Annotated in this window: 14 protein-coding genes; 6 read left to right on the forward strand and 8 right to left on the reverse strand. The window is 46.6% G+C overall.

Translation table 11 applies throughout. From position 1 onward, the window contains the following. Positions 1-6 precede the first annotated feature (6 nt). Positions 7-1,212, forward strand: coding sequence for a hypothetical protein (locus B5Z18_RS06600; protein WP_079468582.1), 1,206 nt, complete (start codon positions 7-9; stop codon positions 1,210-1,212). Positions 1,213-1,253: 41 nt separating this feature from the next. Here the strand turns inward: B5Z18_RS06600 and B5Z18_RS06605 are convergent, their stop codons facing one another. Beyond that, positions 1,254-2,006: a hypothetical protein gene (locus B5Z18_RS06605; RefSeq protein ID WP_143313511.1), complete on the reverse strand. Its 753-nt coding sequence runs from the start codon at positions 2,004-2,006 to the stop codon at positions 1,254-1,256. 165 nt (positions 2,007-2,171) lie between these two features. Here B5Z18_RS06605 and B5Z18_RS06610 point away from each other — a divergent pair, with 165 nt between their 5' ends. Both B5Z18_RS06610 and B5Z18_RS06615 read left to right on the forward strand, forming a co-directional pair. After that, a complete protein-coding gene (locus B5Z18_RS06610) occupies positions 2,172-3,305 on the forward strand; it encodes a hypothetical protein (protein WP_079468584.1) in 1,134 nt (377 codons plus the stop codon). Positions 3,306-3,354: 49 nt separating this feature from the next. Next, positions 3,355-3,750, forward strand: coding sequence for a RidA family protein (locus B5Z18_RS06615; RefSeq protein ID WP_079468585.1), 396 nt, complete (start codon positions 3,355-3,357; stop codon positions 3,748-3,750). 67 nt (positions 3,751-3,817) lie between these two features. Here the strand turns inward: B5Z18_RS06615 and B5Z18_RS06620 are convergent, their stop codons facing one another. From B5Z18_RS06620 to B5Z18_RS06635, 4 genes are all read right to left on the reverse strand, one after another. After that, positions 3,818-4,123, reverse strand: coding sequence for a rhodanese-like domain-containing protein (locus B5Z18_RS06620; RefSeq protein WP_079468586.1), 306 nt, complete (start codon positions 4,121-4,123; stop codon positions 3,818-3,820). Between the two features lie 34 nt (positions 4,124-4,157). Beyond that, on the reverse strand, positions 4,158-4,976 hold the full coding sequence (locus B5Z18_RS06625) for a PASTA domain-containing protein (RefSeq protein ID WP_079468587.1): 819 nt from the start codon (positions 4,974-4,976) through the stop codon (positions 4,158-4,160). Between the two features lie 26 nt (positions 4,977-5,002). Next, complete coding sequence (locus B5Z18_RS06630) at positions 5,003-5,989, reverse strand: D-alanine--D-alanine ligase (RefSeq protein WP_079468588.1); 987 nt, start codon at positions 5,987-5,989, stop codon at positions 5,003-5,005. A 147-nt stretch (positions 5,990-6,136) separates the two neighbouring features. After that, positions 6,137-6,484 (reverse strand): 4Fe-4S dicluster domain-containing protein, encoded by a 348-nt coding sequence (locus B5Z18_RS06635; protein WP_079468589.1) that lies wholly within the window; start codon positions 6,482-6,484, stop codon positions 6,137-6,139. Between the two features lie 94 nt (positions 6,485-6,578). On the opposite strand from B5Z18_RS06635, the gene B5Z18_RS06640 reads away from it, so the two are divergent. After that, entirely contained in the window at positions 6,579-7,577 is a 999-nt protein-coding gene (locus B5Z18_RS06640) for an aldehyde dehydrogenase family protein (RefSeq protein ID WP_079468590.1), read from the forward strand. Positions 7,578-7,813: 236 nt separating this feature from the next. Then, a complete protein-coding gene (locus tag B5Z18_RS06645) occupies positions 7,814-9,388 on the forward strand; it encodes a trypsin-like peptidase domain-containing protein (protein WP_079468591.1) in 1,575 nt (524 codons plus the stop codon). Positions 9,389-9,661: 273 nt separating this feature from the next. Here the strand turns inward: B5Z18_RS06645 and B5Z18_RS06650 are convergent, their stop codons facing one another. The 3 genes from B5Z18_RS06650 to proS all read right to left on the reverse strand — a co-directional run bounded on the left by B5Z18_RS06650 (position 9,662) and on the right by proS (position 14,940). Continuing rightward, the gene (locus tag B5Z18_RS06650) at positions 9,662-10,423 is read right to left on the reverse strand and encodes a LytR/AlgR family response regulator transcription factor (protein ID WP_078672331.1); all 762 of its coding nucleotides are present in this window, start codon (positions 10,421-10,423) and stop codon (positions 9,662-9,664) included. After that, a complete protein-coding gene (locus B5Z18_RS06655) occupies positions 10,420-13,344 on the reverse strand; it encodes a sensor histidine kinase (RefSeq protein WP_159454217.1) in 2,925 nt (974 codons plus the stop codon). Before B5Z18_RS06655 ends, B5Z18_RS06650 begins: the two co-directional genes overlap by 4 nt. A gap of 120 nt (positions 13,345-13,464) precedes the next feature. After that, on the reverse strand, positions 13,465-14,940 hold the full coding sequence (proS, locus tag B5Z18_RS06660) for a proline--tRNA ligase (RefSeq protein WP_079468593.1): 1,476 nt from the start codon (positions 14,938-14,940) through the stop codon (positions 13,465-13,467). Positions 14,941-15,224: 284 nt separating this feature from the next. Between proS and B5Z18_RS06665 the strand changes: the two genes are divergently transcribed. Further along, positions 15,225-16,238, forward strand: coding sequence for a hypothetical protein (locus B5Z18_RS06665; RefSeq protein WP_079468594.1), 1,014 nt, complete (start codon positions 15,225-15,227; stop codon positions 16,236-16,238). Positions 16,239-16,359 lie beyond the last annotated feature (121 nt).

Below are 16,359 nucleotides of genomic sequence, written 5' to 3' on the forward strand. Positions count from 1 at the left end.
AAACTTATGATTCCTGCTGTCAGAAAAGCATATAATCAACAATTTACACCAGCGCAATACCAGGCTTTTTTAACAGGTATTGCGGCTGATACCGGCGTGGCGCCTGCTTTCAGGGTGGCCGAAACACCCGTGTTTGTACCTGCAGCTCTCAGCAGTAAACTGGTGCAGGCATGCGAGGAAATAGTGGATGTATTGCTTCGCCCCAACTTTAAAACCATTACCCGTGATGCTATTCCACCTGCACTGAAAGTGCCGCATGAAAATGAGCATCCCCATTTTATTGTAATCGATTTTGCGGTTTGCAAAGCCGCAGATGATTCATTGGTACCCCAGCTTATTGAATTGCAGGGATTCCCTACCATGATGGCTTTCCAGGAAGTAATGGCCCGTCGTTTTAAAACGCATTTCAATATACCGGATACGCTCAGTAATTTTTTCAACGGACTGGATGAAGCTGCCTATTACCAGCTGTTGCGTGAAATGATCATTGGCCCCTTTGCGCCGGAAGAAGTAATACTGCTGGAAGTAAAGCCGGAAGAACAGAAGACGCGGATCGATTTTTACAGCACCGAAAAAAATCTGGATATCCCCACCATTTGCTTAACCTCGCTGATACAGGAAGGCAAACAGTTATTTTACCTGAAAGACGGTGTAAAAACCCGTGTACGCCGTATTTATAACCGGATCATTTTCGACGACCTGCAACGCCAGGCCGGAAATCTTGATACACACGTAAATCTTTTCCAGGAACTGGACGTGGAGTGGATCACGCACCCCAACTGGTTTTACCGCATCAGTAAGTACATCATGCCGTTTATTCACAGTGAATATGTACCAAAAAGCTGGTTCCTGCATGAGTTACCGGTGGTACCTGCCGACCTTGAAAATTATGTATTGAAACCACTCTTCTCCTTTGCCGGACAAGGGGTATTGATAGATGTTACTCCCGAAGATATTGATGGGATCAAAGATCCTGAGAACTGGATATTACAGCATAAAGTGAAATATGCGCCTGCCGTGGAAACGCCTACCGGTCCGGCTATCTGTGAAATACGCATGATCTATATCTGGCAGGATGGTGCTGCGCGGCCAATGCTGGTGCATAACCTGGCCCGGATCAGCAAAGGCAAAATGATAGGTGTAGGATTTAACAGCAAAGATACCTGGGTAGGTGGCAGCTGTTGCTTTTTTGAATTCGGCGATCCAAAATAAATAACAGGAAAGCGGCTACTGTAACCGCTTTCCTGTTAGCACTAAAACTCAAATTCTTCAATCAGTGGTCCGGTGGTGTACTCATTCTTTTTCCCCACCCCGATAGCCAGTTCCTGGTTCCCGCTGTTTTTAACGATCAGGAAAGGCTGACCATATTTCTGTTTACCGGCAAAAATTACGGCAATATCTGTACAGGAATAAACGTCTTCGTTAGTCAGCGTAATTTCCTTGTTGTTGTCCAGCACATTTTCCGTTTTTTTATTTTCCTTCCGGAGATGTAATTTTCTTCCTACATACTGCCGCTTCAACCATTCGTAGTTACCGTTAATAATAACCGGTGTGTTAGAAAGATTGTCTTCAGGCACCTGGTAAAGCAGGAGTTTCCGGTCTTCATCCCGCAGCGTAAAAATCAGCGTGGACGTACCTTCCAGGTTTCTACGGTCGTAGTCAACGATCATGAATGTTTTATTCTCTATCGCCTTGTAGGGCGTATAAAAATGTCCGCCTTTGAGTACACTTTTATACGGCACTTCCACTACGGCTTTCATTTTAAGGTTATCCAGCAGGGTGTCTTCTTTATTTCTCACGGAGCGTCTGGGGTTCAGTTTCAGGAAAGTGATCTCCTGTCCTACCAGTGTTAGCTGGGCGATATCCGGTGTAAGATGCTGAAAGGCAATGCTGCTGTCGTAAGGAACTAAAGTCGGCTTCTTCTCGGTATCCCTGTATTTGATCTGGGCGGTAGCGCTTAAGGAGGCTGCCATTCCCAGGCACAAGGCTAAATGTTTCAATTTCATATACACTAAAATATTGGCAAAGATATATTGTTTCGGTGCTGCACCTGACACAGCAATTTGTTAAAAAACATAACGGAGAGTTTGCAAATACATTGCGTAGTGTGCTTTTATCTTTGGTATAAATATTTACTTTTATGTAAATATGTCAACTTAATACCTATCCTTATGTTTAGTAACCTGGCCATAGATGTGGCGCTTGGCCTTATTTTCATTTACCTGCTATACAGTTTGCTGGCCTCTGTGGTGCAGGAACTGGTTGCCAGGATCTTCAATTCCAGGGCGCGGCTGTTAACGAAAGGGTTGCGCCGGATGCTGGAGGAAGATGATCACAGTAAAGACCTGGGCTGGTTTGGGAAGTTTACTTTCTTTAACTGGTTTTATGAACTGGGGTGGAGCGTGGTGTATTTCTTTGAGCCTTTCCGGAAGAATCCTTTCCTTAAAAAGTTTTACAGCACGCCTTCCATCCGGAACCTGGGGGAAAACAGCGCCACTTCCCGCCCGGCCTATATCAGTCCGCAGATCTTTTCCCAAACAATGGTACACCTGCTGCGCGGCAGTGTGCAGGAGCATAAAGGCACCGATGCCCAGGCCATCAAAGCTGCGCTGACGCATAACTACCTGCACCTGGTACCGGATACGAGGGAGCACCTGTTGCAATTGTTTGAAGATGCCGGGCATAATACAGCAGCCTTCCGGATCAATATGGAAGGATGGTTCAACGAAACCATGACCCGGGCCAGCGGCTGGTACCGGAAGCAAACGCAAACCTGGCTGTTATGCATGGGTATTGCCATTGCAGCATTGTTTAACGTGGATTCCATTGCCATTGCGCGGATCCTGATGAAAGACAAAAATGTAAGATCACAGATGGTGCAGCTGGCAGCCAGCAGGGCGCCGGGTTATACCGCTATCACTGATACGCTTATACGTAAAAACGTGCTGCATAAAGACAGTGCCTTTTTCCGGGCGGATACTTCCGTTCGCATACTGGTGAGCGATACCTCCCTGCTCGGCGTATATGCCCTGCTACGCGCCGATGCCGGCGATGCGGCGAACGTGCTGGGCATCAGCCGGGCCTGTGTTACCGATACTACCGGCGGACATATGACCATGCATTGCGGCTATACGCATCCTTTCCAGCAAAACGGCTGGCTGGTTTTCGCCGGCTGGTGCATTACCGCACTGGCAATATCGCTGGGAGCGCCCTTCTGGTTTGATTTACTGGGCAAAGTGGTGAAGTTCAGAACCACACAGCCCCCGGCAGATACTCCCGGGAATAACACCACTGCCACACACTAAAGAAGATGTTGTAGATTTGTGTATCTCCTCATCTTTCTAAAAAACAGCTATGAAACGCACCAATTATTCCTCCGGCGCACTCTGGGAAGGAAAAGTAGGTTACTCCCGTGCGGTAAGGGTAGGCAATGTAATTGAAGTATCCGGCACCGTAGCATCCGATAACGACAAGGTGGTAGCAGAAGGTAACGCCTATGAACAAACGAAATTTGCCCTGGCAAAAATAGAGTCAGCGCTGATCAATGCCGGCGCCACCCTGCATGATGTGGTACGCACCCGGATGTTTGTAACGGATATCTCCAGGTGGGAAGAATACGGAAGGGCGCATGGGGAATTCTTTAAAAGCATCAAACCGGCTACTTCTATGGTGGAAGTAAGTAAACTGATTGATCCCCGTTACCTGGTGGAGATAGAAGCCACTGCTATTGTAGAGCAGAAAGCGGGATGAAAGGAATACTTCTGCGCTTATTCTTCCCGGCACAAACCGGGCAAACAAGCGCAGAAGACACTACATCTTATTTATACAGCTCTGTCCATTTCAGCATACCACCTACCAGGTTTTTGGTGTTGGTAAAGCCCATAGAGTCGAGCAACATACATGCCTGCCCGCTGCGGTTACCGCTGCGGCAATACACGATGATTTCCTTGTCTTTCCAGTCCTCAATTTCATCCACCTGCATCTGCTGTACAAAGCCCAAAGGAATATGCGTACCGCCAATGTTGAACTCTGCGCGTTCATGTGGTTCTCTTACGTCTAATATATAAAGTTCTTCACCGTTGTCTATGCGTTGTTTCAGTTCTTCTGCCGTAATGTTTTGCATGTTATTAAGTATTTAAAATCAAATTACATCATTTTCAATTATCCTCTTCAACTGGTTTGGGGGCGGCGGTGCTGTCGGTTACCGGTTTGGTGGCTGATAACCAGAAGTCAACGCTTTCACCGGCTCTTACCATGTTAAAGTCGCCGATTTCATTTTTACGGGTAGGCACCTGTTTGATCACATAGGCGTTTGCCGTATCGGATACACTCGGATCAATGATCACAGTACCTGGATTGAGATTGCTGGCGCTGAGCATTTCACGGGCTTCTGCATAGGTGAGTCCTACAAAGTTAGGCACCGGGTTTTCCACGCTGCCGGTTCCGCTGCTGAGGATCAGGGTGATATTGCTGCCTTCCGCCACTTCGGTGCCGGGCTTTACCTTCCTGCCATTGAGCAGTTGCTGTAATACAGTGTTGGTGGCAAAGTCGGGTTTATAAATGGTATCTCCTACGTTAAGACGCATGCTTTTGAGCATCATTTCAGCGCTGCGGAAGGTAAGTCCTTCCAGGTCCGGCATTTTCACCATAGGCGCCACTGTTTTATTTACGGTCAGGTAAATAGTTCTGCCCACCTTTACCTGCGCTCCCTTGTCGGGTGTTTGTGCATACACTGCCAGGGGAGGAATAGAATCGATATAAATAGAATCTCTTACATCGGCTTCAAAGCCGGCTTTCTCCAGCAACTCAATAGCTTCCTTTATATTTTTCCCATGAACATCCGGTACGGTTTGCTGCTGTCCATGTTTGGTGATGAAACCCAGCATGGAGAAAAACAACAGGGCCAGGGCAAAAAACATTACAATAACCGCCAGCAGATTAAATAAAAAAGAGCGTTTGGTAATAAAGTCGAACACGATAATTATATTAAGTGTGATAATCCTTACTTCAGGCTTTCTTCCAAAAGCAGGCCATAAAATTCTGTCAGCGTTTTTCCCGCAGCCCTTACCTGCTGGGGAACCAGGCTGTTTTCAGACTGCCCGGGCATTGTATTTATCTCCAGGAAATATAATTTCCCGGCACTTTCTTCATATATAAAGTCTACCCGTACAATGCCTTTACAATTCAGTTTGTTGTAAATAACAGTAGATATTTCCTGTACCTGGCGGGCAATATCGTCCGTTATGGGTGCAGGGGTAATTTCGTTGGATACGCCCGGGGTATACTTCGCTTCGTAGTCGAAGAACTCCTTGTTGCTCACTACTTCCGTGATAGGCAGCACGGTAATGGCGTTGTTGGCACGAAACAGCCCCATCGTCAGTTCCCGGCCTTTGATAAACTCTTCGATCAGGATCTGGGTGTCTTCTTTAAAGGCTTTATCGATAGCGGGTTGCAGCTCTTCGGCCGTTTTTACTTTCGACATACCGATGCTGCTGCCGCCTTCTGCCGGCTTTACGAACACGGGTAAACGCAGTTGTTGCAGTATTTCTGCTGTATTATATGGCTGATGGCGGAAAATATGTACGGATTTAGACACATTCACCACTTTCAGCGCATCTACTACTTTATTGCAATAGCTTTTGTTGAATGTGAGCGCGGAGGTAACCATACCGCAGCTGGTGAACGGAATACCGAGCATTTCGAAGTATCCCTGCAGGCGCCCGTCTTCTCCCGGTGTGCCATGAATACCAATAAATACGGCATCAAAAATGATCTTTTTGCCATTGATGGTTAAGGTAAAATCATTTTTATCTACTTCAATCACCTCTCCATCGGCGCGGGTATGGCTCCAGCTCTCTTTGGTGATAATAATCTTGTATACGTTGTATTTAGTGCTATCCAGATTATTTTCAATAGTTACGGCACTTTGTACGGATATCACATATTCTCCGGAATATCCACCGGCGACCAAAGCTATATTCTTCTTCATAAGATGTTTTACTATAAGCGGGTAAAGTTAAAGGTTATTTGTTAATTGTCAAGAGCCACAGCGCTTGCGGGCAGTGGCTGTTCAAATTACATAAAAAAACCGTCCCAGCCAGAGCGGGAACGGTTATTAAGCTTCCTTGAGAATATTTTAAACGTGCAGTTTTGCCTTCTTTTCCATCAGTTCGTCTACGGTTTCCTGGTACATTTCGTCAGGAACGCAGCAATCTACCGGGCAAACCGCCGCACATTGCGGTTCTTCATGAAATCCCTGGCATTCTGTACATTTGTTGGGCACAATATAGTAGGTATCTACACTGATAGGCGCATTTCGCTGGTCAGCATCCAGTACACTACCGTCCATTAATGTATAGGAGCCTTTTACGGTGGTACCATCGGCTAACGCCCATTCAACACCACCCTCATATATCGCATTATTGGGGCATTCCGGTTCGCAGGCGCCACAGTTTATACATTCGTCTGTTATCTTAATTGCCATAGTGTAAACTTTTTGGTTAAGTAGTAAGCCATTAATTTTGTGTGACAAAAATAAAATTTTCCCGGTTTAATTAGGTCATTATTTATATAGTTTCATGAACATAGCAGAAAAAGAAGCCGCATTGGTGCGCCTGGGGCAGTATCTGGCGGATAAGAGCCCGGAATTGGAAGCAGTAAAAGAACGCGCATATATTGCCAATGGTTGGTTTATTCCCCCTTTTATAGACAATGCACTGGATAATATCTCCCGCTATTTCCTCTCCCCTGCCCCTTTACAACAGTGGTTGCAGGGATACCCCAAAGTTACGGAAGAACGGACACCTAAAAACGTGGGGATCGTTTCTGCCGGAAATATTCCCCTGGTAGGCTTCCACGACTGGCTTTGCGGGTTCATCAGCGGCCACCGGGTAAAAATGAAACTTTCCGGGAAAGATGAAATCCTGATGAAACATATCCTGGAAAAGATCGGTGAATGGTATCCGGACCAGGCCAATCAAACGGAAATACAGGACATGCTGAAAAACTGCGACGCCTATATTGCCACCGGCAGCAATAACTCCGCCCGGTATTTCCACTACTATTTTGCCAAATACCCACACATTATCCGTCATAACCGTACTTCCGCCGCCATCCTTACCGGTAAGGAAACGCCGGAAGAACTGGCTGCCCTGGCCGATGATGTGATGCTGTACTTCGGCCTCGGATGCAGGAACGTTACCAAGATATATGTACCGCTGAACTACGACTTTGCCCCCCTGCTGAAAGCGCTGGAAAAGTATAGCCACCTCGCCGATCATCACAAATACAAAAACAACTACGATTATAACCTGGCCCTGTTGCTGTTAAACAGCAGTCCCTATATGACTAACGGCAGTATCCTGCTGCAGGAAAATACCGGCCTGTTTTCTCCCATCAGTGTTTTACACTATAGTTATTATGTAGATATGGCCCAGCTGCAACAGGAGCTTTCCGGGGAAGACGCCGTGCAATGCCTGGTGGGACAACAGTTCACGCCGTTCGGCTATGCCCAGCAACCATCGCTTACTGATTACGCAGACGGTGTAGATACCATGAAGTTCCTGCTGGAGTTATAAGAAGGGAGGGCGCTCCCCTCCTAACAATTTGTCGCAATTACTTGTTATATTGACAGGCGGGCTGCCATGCCTGTCAGTGGGGTATTAAGCAGTGTTTAACGATTGATATAAAAATGTGTTAAAGTAAATCACCCCTGTTGCGTTTGATTCATGACGCGAATTAAATTTGTAGTCAGGGCATGTAAATTGATCATATCCCGGCGTTATTATTAATTATCACGCAAACACACTATAATATGAAATTCAAGCAAATTGTTACGACTGTTCTTATCAGTGCTGTAACGGCAGCTGCCTCCATATTTGTGTATGGCAAATATATCCAGCCGAAGCAGCCGATTGTTTTCCAGAATGGTACTGAAATTCCCGTAAACTATGCGCGCTACATGCCGGGTACGGAAGGGAATGCGAATGCCACCCCACCTTCCGACTTTACCACCGCGGCCAAGGCAGCAGTGCCGGGTGTAGTACATATCAAAACAAAGATCAACCCCAGGCAGGTAACCAATGGCAATAACCTGCAAAGAAGACGCAGCATCCTGCAGGATCTTTTTGGAGATGATTTTTTTGGAGATGAATTTAACGGTGGCGGAGATGGCCGCAGGTATTACGTTCCAGGCCAGATGGCTTCCGGTTCCGGCGTACTGATCTCTGCAGATGGTTACATTGTAACCAACAACCACGTAGTTGCAGACGCCGATGAAATCAGCGTTTCCCTCAGCAACGAAAACAAAGTATTCAAAGCAAAAATGATAGGAACCGACCCCAGCACGGATCTGGCGGTTATTAAAATTGACGCCAAAGACCTTCCTTACCTGCTGTACGGCAACTCCGACAATGTGGAAATAGGACAATGGGTACTGGCGGTAGGTTATCCGCTTAACCTGGATGCTACCGTAACTGCGGGTATCGTGAGTGCCAAATCACGCTCTATCGGTATCAACAGAAGCGGCGGCAAAGTGAACAGCGCCATCGAATCCTTTATACAAACGGATGCCGCTGTAAACCAGGGTAACAGCGGTGGCGCACTGGTGAACACTGCCGGCGAACTGGTAGGTATCAACTCTGCGATTGCCTCTCCAACAGGCTCTTATGCAGGTTACTCTTACGCGATCCCGGTAAACCTCATCAAAAAAGTGGTGAACGATATCCTGAAATATGGTAACGTACAACGGGCTTACCTCGGTGTAAGATATGCGCCTTCCTCCCTCATTGCCAATATGAGCGATGAGCAGTTAAAGGATGCCGGTATCAAAAGGGATGTAAACGGCGTACAGGTAACAGATGTATTGCCCAACAGCTCTGCTGCGGCTGCAGGCATCCGTACCGGTGATGTGATCACTGCAGTGAACGGCGTAAAAATCCCTACCACTTCCCAGCTGAGCGAACAGGTGGCGCGCTACAAACCAGGCGATAAGATCAGTTTAAGCTACCTGCGCGACGGTAAAGAAGTGACCGTGGACAATGTAGTGATGAAGAACCTGAAAGGCAATACGGACCTGGTAAAGGTAACTGCACTGGATCGTTTGGGTGCTGACCTCTCCGAACTTGATAAAGACCAGGCTGCCCGTTTGGGTGTGAATGGCGGTGTAATCGTAAATGATATCGGCAACGGTATCCTGAAAAAACAAACCACAATGGCTCCGGGCTTTGTAATCCTGAAAGCCGGCAATACACAGATCACCTCTGTGGATGAACTCAGCCAGGTGGTGGAAAAACAAAAGAATCTGAAGCTGATAGGTTTCTATCCTGAAAAAGGCGGAAATATCTATTACTATAATATTGCTACCGGCGCTGGCGCCGAAAACCTCTGATCCCCTGAAGTAACTGGGTTTTAGGTCTTAAAAAATAAAAGTCCCGTTTCCGGCTGGCCGGAGCGGGACTTTTTCATTTAAGTCGTACACGCATTGCCTGAAAAAGCAGGGCATGTAATCAGTCATTCTATGAAAACCTATTAGAAAAATAGTATAAGCATATGATAAGTTGGCGGGGCAATCCGTAAACGGGTGGATTGGCTTAGGCAACGCACAAAAAAGCCGGTTGAGCGATGGCTCACCGGCTTTAATAATTAGCGTAAATTAATAATATCAGAGATTGATCACCCCTTTCAGCTGGGTAAAGAACTCATCTTTTTTACGGGAAGAGATTGGAATATTCTTCTGATCGCTCATCACCACGGCTGTTCCCAGTCCTTTAATGATTTTTACGATGTGGTGAATATTGATGAGGAAGGATTTATGCACCCGGTAAAAACCTTTATCGGACAGCATTTCCTCATACTCCTTCAGTGACTTGGAGATCAGGTGAGATACGTTATTGATCAACTGGATTTTCGTGTAGCTGTCAAAGGCTTCACAATAGATAATATCCTTCAGATCGATTACATTATACCCGTCATTCACCGGTATAACGATCTTTGAGAAGGCGTTATCGTTGTTCTTAACGTAGTCTTTCAGTATGGATGCCAGCTCGTTGAGTCGTCCCTTCTTGCTTTTCTTCACTTTTTCAAGTGCATCTTCCACTTCACTGACCTTGATTGGTTTCAACAGGTAATCCAGTGCAGCAAACTTAATTGCCTGCAGTGCATATTCCTGGAAAGCAGTGATAAAAATAACTTCAAAATTCAGCACCGGAAACATTTCCAATAGCTGAAATCCATTGTGTGGTGGCATCTCAATGTCAAGAAACAGAACATCAATGGGGTTATTTTTTATCATTTCTGCCGCCTCATTGATATTCTGCGCCTCACCGACAACTGTCACATCTTTGCAGTAGTTCTCGAGTATATTGCGTAAAATATGAATGTTGCGGACTTCATCGTCTACAATGGCAGCTTTTATATTACTCATAACATCTTAACAATGGGAATCAGTATTTCAACTAAGGTACCTTCCTTATTGCCGAAACCAGATTTAAATTTATCAATAATTTCTAACTTTCCAACACTTCCATTAAAAGATTTTATAATCTGCAACCGCTCTTTAATCACGCTAAGTGCAGTAGACTCGTGTTTAATGAGTCTTGAACTTTTAATGCTATTCGACTTATCCCAGCCTATTCCGTCGTCATCTACCGAACAATATAACAAGTCATCCACCATTTCCAGGCGGATTTCCAGGTAACCGCTGATATTTTTAGGCGCCAATCCGTGTTTAATCGCATTTTCCACTATCGGTTGAATAATCATGGGTGGGATGTAGATGGTATACTCCTTCAAAGCATCTTCCATGATAAAGTGATAGGTAAAGGAATGGGCAAACCGGATCTTTTCCAACTCCAGGTAACGGGTCAGGAAAGCGATTTCTTCTTCCAGTGATATATACGACTTCCTGGAGTTATTGAGCATCTGCCTCATGAGCGTAGCAAAATCTGCCAGGAAGTTCAGCGCCTGCTTCTCTTCTTTCTCCAATATAAGGTGCTGAACGGAATTCAACGAATTAAAAATAAAATGCGGGTTCATCTGGTTGGTCAGCGCCTTGGCTTCCAGCTCTGCAATACGCCGGTTATACTCCGTTTTACGTTTCTCCGCCTGCTTAATCCGCCGGATGATATACCGCAATCCTATCAGCACCACCAGCAGCCCGGCCAGCAGCAGAATACCTCTCGCCCACCATTGCTGGTACCAGCGGGGCAGGATATTCACATCTATACTCACCGGTTTTGACCAATCGCTCTTGTATTTCCTGGCCCTTATCATCAGGGTGTAGTTGCCCGGCTGCAGGTCGGGGAACGGAATGATATTAGACATGGTGGTTACCCAGCCGCTGGTTGTATCTCCCGAAAAATTATACTGGTATTCCACCAGCTCCGGCAAATCAAAAACGATGGTACCAAATTCTGCTTCAAACGAAGCTTTGCGTTTATAGAGGTGTACAAAATTATTGGAGGCCAGGAACGTGCTGTCGCCATAACGGATGTTATTCAGGTAAATCACCGGCGGCACGGTATCCACCGGGATATGATCCGCATTGAAGTAACACAGGCCGTTAGAGGTAGCAATGTACAGTATATCGTTATCTGCGTAAACACCTCTGATGTCGTCAGACATCAGGCCGTCGCTGGAGGTGATATTACGTGTAATCGTTTGCGTTTTTATGTCAATTACGGATACACCGCGGTTTGTGGCTACATACAGCCGGCCAACGCCATCGTAGTAAAGTTGCTGGCAGATATCGCTGGCGAGGTCATTGGCGGTTGACAGGTGTTTTACCACACTATCGTTTTGCATTACATAAATCCCCCTGTCGCTGGTGCCAATCCACAGGGAGCCGTCAATCCATTTCAGATCTTTGATGCTCACCTTCCGCAGGGTATCTGCACCGGCAGGCAGCAGTTGCCGTTTGCGGTCTGTACAAAAGAACAGGCCATTGTTGGTACCTACATAATAAGCGGAGTCGTTGATGCTGGCTAACGAGGTAACCAGCATATCGAGGTCGCTGATGGCGTAATCATCCAGCGCTACTACCTGGTTTTTGGCAGCAATCCTGATTTTTCCGCCGGGCGATACATCTACATCTTTCAGCATTTTTACAGCTTTTAAGAGAGATGTTTTCCGGGACACGGTGTTGAACTTATACAAACCGTTATCCGTGCCGATGAGTACATTATCGGTGGTATACGGGGTAATGGAAAGTACGCTGTTCCGGCCGGAAGTGGTATCCACTGTGTATTGCCGGATGTTGTTTTCTCCATCCATTGTATTAAGGATGCCGGCATTCTGCCCTATCAGCAACAGGTCATTTTTCTTGTCTTTGCTGATACTGAAAATAGAATGTGAATAAAGGCCGTTGGTATTATCAAGATAGCTGAAGTAGAAATTCTTATAGGGGATGTTATACACACCGTCACCGAAAGTGGTGATCCAGATGTTGCCGTCCCTGTCTTTCAGCAGGGAGGTAATGAAATGATTATCCAGCAGCCGGATGACTTTCCGTTCTCCGTTAAAATAACCTTTGAGGTAGTATAAGGCGCGCTGGGTACCTATCCACAGGTTATCGTTATCAATGCATATGTGGCTGATATCATCTTTAATTCCCCACTCCGCGCCGTTAAAAAAGCATACCGCATCTTTGGCGGTATAGGAGTACAGCGTGTTCCGGATGATGACGATAGCGCTTTTATTGATCCGGTTGTGCAGTGCAGAGTCATCTAACGGGTACGGGGATACGGGGTAAATCTGTTGTTGTGTATTACCCGGATCGTGCAGGCTTTCGAGGTGAAAGGAAGCCTGCAGCGGATGAAAGATACTGTCGTTCCGCATCAGGAAATACAGGTCTGATCCGGAGGCGCCCAGTTTATCGTAGATTGTTTTTTTGCCGTTGTATTGAACGATGCGGTTGTTGGTATTGAGGAACCACATGTAACCGCCCTGCCCTTCAAAGGCATACTGCATGTAGTGACTACGGCTGTTAAAAATGAGGGAAGAATCATTGTCTTCGCTGTGAATCACTGATTTCTCATAGAAGGAAGGTTTTCCATTGAGGGTAAAAAACCATACCCGTCCTTTGGAGTCGGCGGCGAGTTTCACCACCTCGTTATCTGTAAGACCGTCTTTTTTGGCGTAGTTGCGGAATCTTTTACCATCAAATTTGCTGACACCGGTGGGAGTGGCAAACCATATGAAACCGTCTTTATCCTGCACAGCAGCATAAACAGTAGCGTTGGCCAGTCCGTCCTTTACATTATAGTTACGGATCATCAGCCCCTGCGCGAGGGTTGTTGTAACAGTGCAAAAGAAGACCAACCCCCATAACATTATAAAACGGTTCAAGGGCATCGGATTTTAATGGTTTATTGCAGGAGTATTACCTGTAAGTATTACGAGTTACGGATTTTTAGGGAAACTTCCGCAAAAATCCGGCCCCGTAATACTTAATATGAAACATCTTTCCTAGTACGCTCTTGCGAAAAGCACCCTTTCTTTGGATGGTTTACCGGTCAGGATACACGTGCCAGCTTCCTGCGGATTATTGAGCGGGATGCAGCGTATAGTAGCTTTTGTGCGTTCTTTGATCTGTTCTTCCGTTTCGGCGGTACCGTCCCAGTGAGCAGATACAAAGCCGCCTTTTTCGTCCAGCACTTTTTCAAATTCCTCAAAAGTATCTACACTGGTAATATGACTATCGCGGTAAGCTTTTGCTTTATTGAACAGGTTGAGTTGTATTTCGTCGAGTAGTCCGGCGATGCGGGCAGGTAAACCATCGAGCGACAGGCTCATTTTTTCCCTGGTATCGCGGCGGGTTACTTCGGCCACATTGTTTTCGAGATCCCTTGCGCCGATGGCTATACGAACCGGTACGCCTTTCATTTCGTATTCGGCAAACTTCCAGCCCGGACGGTTATTATCGGAATCATCGTATTTCACGCTGATACCGGCGCTTCTCAGTTCCTTAACAATAACATTTACTTTTTCATCCAGTCCGGCTTTCTGATCGGGACCTTTATAAATAGGCACAATTACTACCTGGATAGGTGCAATTTTTGGCGGCATTACAAGTCCTTCATCATCGCTGTGTACCATGATGAGTGCGCCGATCAGGCGGGTAGACACGCCCCAGGAGGTAGCCCACACGTATTCCAGTTTATTTTCTTTATTAGAGAACTGTACATCAAATGCTTTGGCAAAATTTTGTCCGAGGAAGTGGGAGGTACCGGCCTGTAAGGCTTTACCATCCTGCATCATGGCTTCCACGCAGTAGGTTTCCACGGCGCCGGCAAATCTTTCGCTGGGTGATTTCAGTCCGCGAACCACAGGCACCGCCATATAGTTTTCTGCGAAATCAGCGTAGATGTTCAGCATCTGTTCTGTTTCTTCGATGGCTTCCTGCGCGGTGGCGTGGGCCGTATGGCCTTCCTGCCACAGGAATTCCGTGGTACGGAGGAACAGGCGGGTACGCATTTCCCAGCGCACTACGTTCGCCCACTGGTTGATCAGGAGGGGTAAGTCGCGGTAAGACTGGATCCAGTCTTTATATGTATTCCAGATAATAGTTTCTGAAGTAGGGCGAACGATCAGTTCTTCCGCCAGTTTGGCATCCGGATCAACGATTACGCCGCCGCCGTTAGGATCATTTTTGAGGCGGTAGTGGGTTACTACGGCGCACTCTTTGGCGAATCCTTCCACGTGCGCGGCTTCTTTACTTAAAAAGCTTTTAGGGATGAACAGCGGGAAATAGGCGTTCTGGTGACCGGTTTCTTTGAATTTGCGGTCCAATACATCGCGCATGGCTTCCCACAAAGCAAATCCGTATGGTTTAATTACCATACATCCTTTCACTGCAGAATAATCTGCCAGTCCGCCTTTCAATACCAGGTCGTTATACCACTTTGAATAGTCTTCCGAGCGGGCCGTAATCTCTTTACTCATAAAAATTATACCTTATTTATATACCGTTATTTTTAAGCCAATTCTGGTTAAATTTGTCGAGACAAAATTAAATCCGTCCGCCGGGTGCCAAAGGCCGGATTGGCTTAGTTTTTGTCCAATTATATTAAGAAGAAAATTCCACAAACATAGATGAAAAACATAACGTTGCAAACACTTATCACAAAATAATATAACGTAGCCTGTGTTATTGTAACTTTCTTCCCGTAATATCCGTTTAAAAGAAGTAAATTTACTACACGAATCACGCTTAAAACATATTTCAAATGAAGCCTATATTATACATTGGACTGGCCGCATCGCTCGCACTGGGAGCGTGTTCCAGTACCTATAAAACGGCTCAGACTCCGGATGATGTATACTATTCTCCGCGTCAGCAGCAGCGTACCTATGCCTCCAACAATGGTTCGAACGGCAACAGCCGCCAGGATGAAAACGATGCAAACTATGTTGAAGGAACACAGGAAGATGGCGGAACCTATGTAACCTACCAGGATGATGATCAGGGTGATTACCAGCGTCGCTTGAACAGATTTGGCAGTGGCAGCAACTATTCCGGTGATTACTGGGATGGTTACAACGCAGCCTCCAACATGTACCTGAGCAGTGGCTTTGGCATGGGATACGGTAGTGGCTTTGGTTTTGGCTACAGCCCGTACAGCAGCTTTTATGGTCCATCCTTCGGTTTGGGTCTTGGATTCGGCTGGGGAATGGGTGGTTACTACAGCCCATGGAGCAGCGGCTTCTATGGCGGATGGGGTTACCCATATGTAGGTAGCTACTGGCCTTCTTACTACTACCCCTACTACGGCGGCTACTATGGCCACGGTGGTTACTACGGTGGTGGCGGTTATTACGGACATTATACTACACGTCCTTCCAACTCCTATGGTTCCGTAAGAGGCGGTAACGAAAGAGTTCGCAGGGCAGATTATACCAACAGTGGCGGTACAGGCGGCGGCGGTTATACCCGTCCTTCCAGAACCGGTACTTTCCAGCCTGCCAATGGCGGTACATCCGGTGGTGAAAGACCACGCCGTGTATTCCAGCAGTCCAGTTCTGAAAGACCTGTAACCAGACCTGCTTATCAGAACAACAACGGCAGCAGCAACAATGGCGGTGGTTATTCCCGTCCGCAGAGAACAGAATACAGCAGACCTGCTCCTACTCCGGCTCCAAGTTACACTCCCCCCAGCTCCGGCGGTGGTCGTGTAGGTGGTGGTAATTCCGGTGGTGGCGGCGGTGGTGGCTACAGCCGTCCATCCAGAGGAGGCCGTTAATTATAAAAATCATTTACAAGATAAGCGTAGCCTAAAAACCTACGCTTATTTTTTATCTCGCACACGTTTTGCCAGTTCAGCACGTTATACTTATCGCAGCAAAACCTTAACAACCGTTAAA

The sequence above is a fragment of the Chitinophaga ginsengisegetis genome (assembly GCF_900168065.1).
GTDB classification, from domain to species: domain Bacteria; phylum Bacteroidota; class Bacteroidia; order Chitinophagales; family Chitinophagaceae; genus Chitinophaga; species Chitinophaga ginsengisegetis.

Bases quoted from the DNA above. Each gene is read 5' to 3' on its own strand.
- B5Z18_RS06600 (WP_079468582.1), top strand. From the start codon at position 7: ATGATTCCTGCTGTCAGAAAAGCATATAATCAACAATTTACACCAGCG.
- B5Z18_RS06605 (WP_143313511.1), bottom strand. From the start codon at position 2,006: ATGAAATTGAAACATTTAGCCTTGTGCCTGGGAATGGCAGCCTCCTTA.
- B5Z18_RS06610 (WP_079468584.1), top strand. From the start codon at position 2,172: ATGTTTAGTAACCTGGCCATAGATGTGGCGCTTGGCCTTATTTTCATT.
- B5Z18_RS06615 (WP_079468585.1), top strand. From the start codon at position 3,355: ATGAAACGCACCAATTATTCCTCCGGCGCACTCTGGGAAGGAAAAGTA.
- B5Z18_RS06620 (WP_079468586.1), bottom strand. From the start codon at position 4,123: ATGCAAAACATTACGGCAGAAGAACTGAAACAACGCATAGACAACGGT.
- B5Z18_RS06630 (WP_079468588.1), bottom strand. From the start codon at position 5,989: ATGAAGAAGAATATAGCTTTGGTCGCCGGTGGATATTCCGGAGAATAT.
- B5Z18_RS06635 (WP_079468589.1), bottom strand. From the start codon at position 6,484: ATGGCAATTAAGATAACAGACGAATGTATAAACTGTGGCGCCTGCGAA.
- B5Z18_RS06640 (WP_079468590.1), top strand. From the start codon at position 6,579: ATGAACATAGCAGAAAAAGAAGCCGCATTGGTGCGCCTGGGGCAGTAT.
- B5Z18_RS06645 (WP_079468591.1), top strand. From the start codon at position 7,814: ATGAAATTCAAGCAAATTGTTACGACTGTTCTTATCAGTGCTGTAACG.
- B5Z18_RS06650 (WP_078672331.1), bottom strand. From the start codon at position 10,423: ATGAGTAATATAAAAGCTGCCATTGTAGACGATGAAGTCCGCAACATT.
- proS (WP_079468593.1), bottom strand. From the start codon at position 14,940: ATGAGTAAAGAGATTACGGCCCGCTCGGAAGACTATTCAAAGTGGTAT.
- B5Z18_RS06665 (WP_079468594.1), top strand. From the start codon at position 15,225: ATGAAGCCTATATTATACATTGGACTGGCCGCATCGCTCGCACTGGGA.